This is a genomic window from Escherichia sp. E2748, assembly GCF_005781125.1.
Classification (GTDB): domain Bacteria; phylum Pseudomonadota; class Gammaproteobacteria; order Enterobacterales; family Enterobacteriaceae; genus Escherichia.
The window spans coordinates 1-4,417 of sequence record NZ_VATP01000031.1 but is presented as its reverse complement, the minus strand read 5'-3'; the positions used below and the strand labels follow the sequence as shown (position 1 = coordinate 4,417).

Sequence of the window (4,417 nt, the reverse complement as noted above, 5' to 3'; positions counted from 1 at the left end):
ACCGGCGATAAGCGGGTTAATACAACAGAATTTGCCTGGCGGCCGTAGCGCGGTGGTCCCACCTGACCCCATGCCGAACTCAGAAGTGAAACGCCGTAGCGCCGATGGTAGTGTGGGGTCTCCCCATGCGAGAGTAGGGAACTGCCAGGCATCAAATAAAGCGAAAGGCCATCCGTCAGGGTGGCCTTTTTGCGTTTCTACAAACTCTTCCTATCGTCATATCTACAAGCCATCCCCCCGTAGATACGGTAAACTAGCCTCGTTTTTGCATCAGGAAAGCAGCTATGAACCACTCCTTAAAACCCTGGAACACATTTGGCATTGATCATAATGCTCAGCACATTGTATGTGCCGAAGACGAACAACAATTACTCAATGCCTGGCAGCATGCAACCGCAGAAGGACAACCCGTTCTTATTCTGGGTGAAGGAAGTAATGTACTTTTTCTGGAAGACTATCGCGGTACGGTGATCATCAACCGGATCAAAGGTATCGAAATTCATGATAAACCTGATGCGTGGTATTTACATGTAGGAGCCGGAGAAAACTGGCATCGCCTGGTAAAATACACTTTGCAGGAAGGTATGCCTGGTCTGGAAAATCTGGCATTAATTCCTGGTTGTGTTGGTTCATCACCTATCCAGAATATTGGGGCTTATGGTGTAGAATTACAGCGAGTTTGCGCTTATGTTGACTGTGTTGAACTGGCGACAGGCAAGCAAGAGCGTTTAACAGCTAAAGAGTGCCGTTTTGGCTATCGCGACAGTATTTTTAAACATGAATACCAGGACCGCTTCGCCATTGTAGCCGTAGGTCTGCGTCTGCCAAAAGAGTGGCAACCTGTACTAACGTATGGTGACTTAACTCGTCTGGATCCTACAACAGTAACGCCACAGCAAGTATTTGATGCGGTGTGTCATATGCGCACCACCAAACTTCCTGATCCAAAAGTGAATGGCAATGCCGGTAGTTTCTTCAAAAACCCTGTTGTATCTGCCGAAACGGCTAAAGCATTACTGGCACAATTTCCAACAGCACCAAATTACCCCCAGGCGGATGGTTCAGTAAAACTGGCAGCAGGTTGGCTTATCGATCAGTGCCAGCTAAAAGGGATGCAAATGGGTGGGGCTGCGGTGCACCGTCAACAGGCGTTAGTTCTCATTAATGAAGACAATGCAAAAAGCGAAGATGTCGTGCAACTGGCACATCATGTAAGACAGAAAGTGGGTGAAAAATTTAATGTCTGGCTTGAGCCAGAAGTTCGCTTTATTGGTGCATCAGGTGAAGTTAGCGCAGTGGAGACGATTTCATGAAGGATAATACCGTTCCGCTGAAATTAATCGCGCTGTTAGCGAACGGTGAATTTCACTCTGGCGAGCAGCTGGGTGAAACGTTAGGAATGAGCCGGGCGGCTATTAATAAACACATTCAGACACTGCGTGACTGGGGTGTTGATGTCTTTACCGTTCCGGGTAAAGGATACAGCCTGCCTGAGCCCATCCAGTTACTTAATGCTGAACAGATATTGAGTCAGCTGGATGGCGGTAGTGTAGCCGTGCTGCCAGTTATTGACTCCACGAATCAATATCTCCTTGACCGTATCGGAGAGCTTAAATCGGGCGATGCTTGCGTTGCAGAATACCAGCAGGCTGGCCGTGGTCGTCGTGGTCGGAAATGGTTTTCGCCTTTTGGCGCAAACTTATATTTGTCGATGTTCTGGCGTCTGGAACAAGGCCCGGCGGCGGCGATTGGTTTAAGTCTGGTTATCGGTATCGTGATGGCGGAAGTATTACGCAAGCTGGGTGCAGATAAAGTTCGTGTTAAATGGCCTAATGACCTCTATCTGCAGGATCGCAAGCTGGCAGGCATTCTTGTGGAGCTGACTGGTAAAACCGGCGATGCGGCGCAAATAGTCATTGGCGCCGGGATCAACATGGCAATGCGTCGTGTTGAAGAGAGTGTCGTTAATCAGGGGTGGATCACGCTGCAGGAAGCGGGGATCAATCTCGATCGTAATACGTTGGCGGCCATGCTAATACGTGAATTACGCGCGGCGCTGGAACTCTTCGAGCAAGAAGGATTGGCACCTTATCTTTCGCGCTGGGAAAAGCTGGATAATTTTATTAATCGCCCAGTGAAACTTATCATTGGTGATAAAGAAATATTTGGCATTTCACGCGGAATAGACAAACAGGGCGCTTTATTGCTGGAGCAGGATGGAATAATAAAACCCTGGATGGGCGGTGAAATATCCCTGCGTAGTGCAGAAAAATAAGAAAGGGGAGCATTAGCTCCCCTGAAAATTATTTGCGTAGTCTGACCTCTTCTACCGCATGATTAGCACTTTTCGTCAGGATTAAACTGGCGCGCTCGCGAGTAGGTAGAATATTTTGCTTTAAGTTCAGCCAGTTGATCTCTTTCCACAACGTCATGGCAGTCTTAATAGCTTCTTCTTTAGTTAATTTCGCGTAGTTATGAAAATAGGAATCCGGGTCTGTAAAAGCCCCTTCGCGGAATTTCAGAAAACGGTTGATATACCATGTCTGAAGTAAGTCTTCCGGAGCATCAACATATATCGAAAAATCGACAAAATCAGAAACAAATACATGATGTGGATCGTGTGGATAATCCATCCCGCTCTGTAAGACATTTAACCCTTCAAGAATTAAAATATCAGGCTGAACAACAGTTTTATCTCCATCCGGGATCACATCATAAATAAGATGCGAGTAAACAGGTGCTGTAACGTTTGGCACGCCGGATTTGAGATCGGAAACAAACTTCACCAGACGATGCATATCATACGATTCCGGGAAGCCTTTCTTCTTCATCAGGCCACGTTCTTTCAGAACCTGATTAGGGTGAAGGAAGCCATCTGTAGTGATCAGTTCAACACGACGGTGTTCCGGCCAACGGCTTAATAGTGCCTGTAACACACGAGCAGTCGTACTTTTCCCTACCGCGACGCTACCAGCAATACTGATAATGTAAGGAATGCGTTGTCCGTTAGTGCCAAGAAACTGTTCCAGAACTGCCTGACGGCGCAGGTTCGAGCTTATATAGAAGTTCAGCAAACGTGATAAAGGCAAGTAAATCTCGGCAACTTCTTCTAACGAGAGATCTTCATTTATACCTTTGAGACGGGCGATCTCATCTTCCGATAACGTCATAGGTACGGAATCACGCAGAGCTGCCCACTGGTTGCGGTCAAACTGTAGGTAAGGCGTCATTAACGTTTGCTCTTTTATACTCATAAGCATGTTTCTGGCGGTCATAGCTCTATCGGCAAAGCGATATTTGCCATGGCGCGTCACAGTTCTGTTGAATGGGTTAATGGGCAGGAGGGTAACACCAGATGGGGAGGAATAATAAGAAAAAATCTCTTCCAGGAAGCTATCGTTGAAAAGCAATGTGACAGATATTCCATCTGATAAAAAGAATTGTGTTTTAGCTGGCGCGCATTGTTAATGCAGAGTGATGCTGAAAAAGTATGCTAATCTGCTCGCAATTCGGCTGTTTATTCATCGTGTCGCGCAAAATGTGACCAATAAAACAAATTATGCAATTTTTTAGTTGCATGAACTCGCATGTCTCCATAGAATGCGCGCTACTTGATGCCGACTTAGCTCAGTAGGTAGAGCAACTGACTTGTAATCAGTAGGTCACCAGTTCGATTCCGGTAGTCGGCACCATCAAGTCCGGTGGGGTTCCCGAGCGGCCAAAGGGAGCAGACTGTAAATCTGCCGTCACAGACTTCGAAGGTTCGAATCCTTCCCCCACCACCAATTTCGGCCACGCGATGGCGTAGCCCGAGACGATAAGTTCGCTTACCGGCTCGAATAAAGAGAGCTTCTCTCGATATTCAGTGCAGAATGAAAATCAGGTAGCCGAGTTCCAGGATGCGGGCATCGTATAATGGCTATTACCTCAGCCTTCCAAGCTGATGATGCGGGTTCGATTCCCGCTGCCCGCTCCAAGATGTGCTGATATAGCTCAGTTGGTAGAGCGCACCCTTGGTAAGGGTGAGGTCGGCAGTTCGAATCTGCCTATCAGCACCACTTCTTTTCTCCTCCCTGTTTTTTCCTTCTGTTTATTGCATTCAACAAGTCGGGCATGTTGCCTGGTTGATGTGGTGATATCACCGATTTATCCGTGTCTTAGAGGGACAATCGATGTCTAAAGAAAAGTTTGAACGTACAAAACCGCACGTTAACGTCGGTACTATCGGCCACGTTGACCATGGTAAAACAACGCTGACCGCTGCAATCACTACCGTACTGGCTAAAACCTACGGCGGTGCTGCTCGCGCATTCGACCAGATCGATAACGCGCCGGAAGAAAAAGCTCGTGGTATCACCATCAACACTTCTCACGTTGAATACGACACCCCGACTCGCCACTACGCACACGTAGACTG

Annotated in this window: 4 protein-coding genes, 4 tRNA genes, 1 rRNA gene and 1 pseudogene; 8 read left to right on the top strand and 2 right to left on the bottom strand. The window is 47.4% G+C overall.

Annotation, left to right across the window (positions count from 1 at the left end):
* Positions 1 to 34: 34 nt before the first annotated feature.
* The 3 genes from rrf to birA all read left to right on the top strand — a co-directional run bounded on the left by rrf (position 35) and on the right by birA (position 2,275).
* Positions 35 to 150 (top strand): 5S ribosomal RNA (gene rrf, locus FEK42_RS20690).
* A gap of 134 nt (positions 151 to 284) precedes the next feature.
* Entirely contained in the window at positions 285 to 1,313 is a 1,029-nt protein-coding gene (murB, locus tag FEK42_RS20685; protein WP_130261282.1) for a UDP-N-acetylmuramate dehydrogenase, read from the top strand.
* Positions 1,310 to 2,275 (top strand): bifunctional biotin--[acetyl-CoA-carboxylase] ligase/biotin operon repressor BirA, encoded by a 966-nt coding sequence (birA, locus tag FEK42_RS20680; RefSeq protein WP_000654626.1) that lies wholly within the window; start codon positions 1,310 to 1,312, stop codon positions 2,273 to 2,275. Before murB ends, birA begins: the two co-directional genes overlap by 4 nt.
* Before the next feature lie 28 nt (positions 2,276 to 2,303).
* Here the strand turns inward: birA and coaA are convergent, their stop codons facing one another.
* Together coaA and FEK42_RS23260 are read right to left on the bottom strand one after the other, a co-directional pair.
* On the bottom strand, positions 2,304 to 3,254 hold the full coding sequence (gene coaA, locus FEK42_RS20675; protein ID WP_000023081.1) for a type I pantothenate kinase: 951 nt from the start codon (positions 3,252 to 3,254) through the stop codon (positions 2,304 to 2,306).
* 192 nt (positions 3,255 to 3,446) lie between these two features.
* Positions 3,447 to 3,597: pseudogene (locus tag FEK42_RS23260) on the bottom strand (hypothetical protein); the annotation flags it as partial.
* 19 nt (positions 3,598 to 3,616) lie between these two features.
* Here FEK42_RS23260 and FEK42_RS20670 point away from each other — a divergent pair.
* The 5 genes from FEK42_RS20670 to FEK42_RS20650 form a co-directional block, all read left to right on the top strand.
* Positions 3,617 to 3,692: transfer RNA gene (locus tag FEK42_RS20670), tRNA-Thr, on the top strand.
* A gap of 8 nt (positions 3,693 to 3,700) precedes the next feature.
* Positions 3,701 to 3,785: transfer RNA gene (locus tag FEK42_RS20665), tRNA-Tyr, on the top strand.
* A gap of 116 nt (positions 3,786 to 3,901) precedes the next feature.
* Positions 3,902 to 3,976: transfer RNA gene (locus FEK42_RS20660), tRNA-Gly, on the top strand.
* A 6-nt stretch (positions 3,977 to 3,982) separates the two neighbouring features.
* Positions 3,983 to 4,058: transfer RNA gene (locus FEK42_RS20655), tRNA-Thr, on the top strand.
* 114 nt (positions 4,059 to 4,172) lie between these two features.
* Positions 4,173 to 4,417, top strand: a 245-nt coding sequence (locus FEK42_RS20650) for a GTP-binding protein (RefSeq protein WP_000031670.1), incomplete at its 3' end; no start/stop codon positions are given.

What these genes read in the sequence shown, in the direction of transcription:
- murB (WP_130261282.1), top strand. Translation starts at nt 285, where the DNA reads ATGAACCACTCCTTAAAACCCTGGAACACATTTGGCATTGATCATAAT.
- birA (WP_000654626.1), top strand. Translation starts at nt 1,310, where the DNA reads ATGAAGGATAATACCGTTCCGCTGAAATTAATCGCGCTGTTAGCGAAC.
- coaA (WP_000023081.1), bottom strand. Translation starts at nt 3,254, where the DNA reads ATGAGTATAAAAGAGCAAACGTTAATGACGCCTTACCTACAGTTTGAC.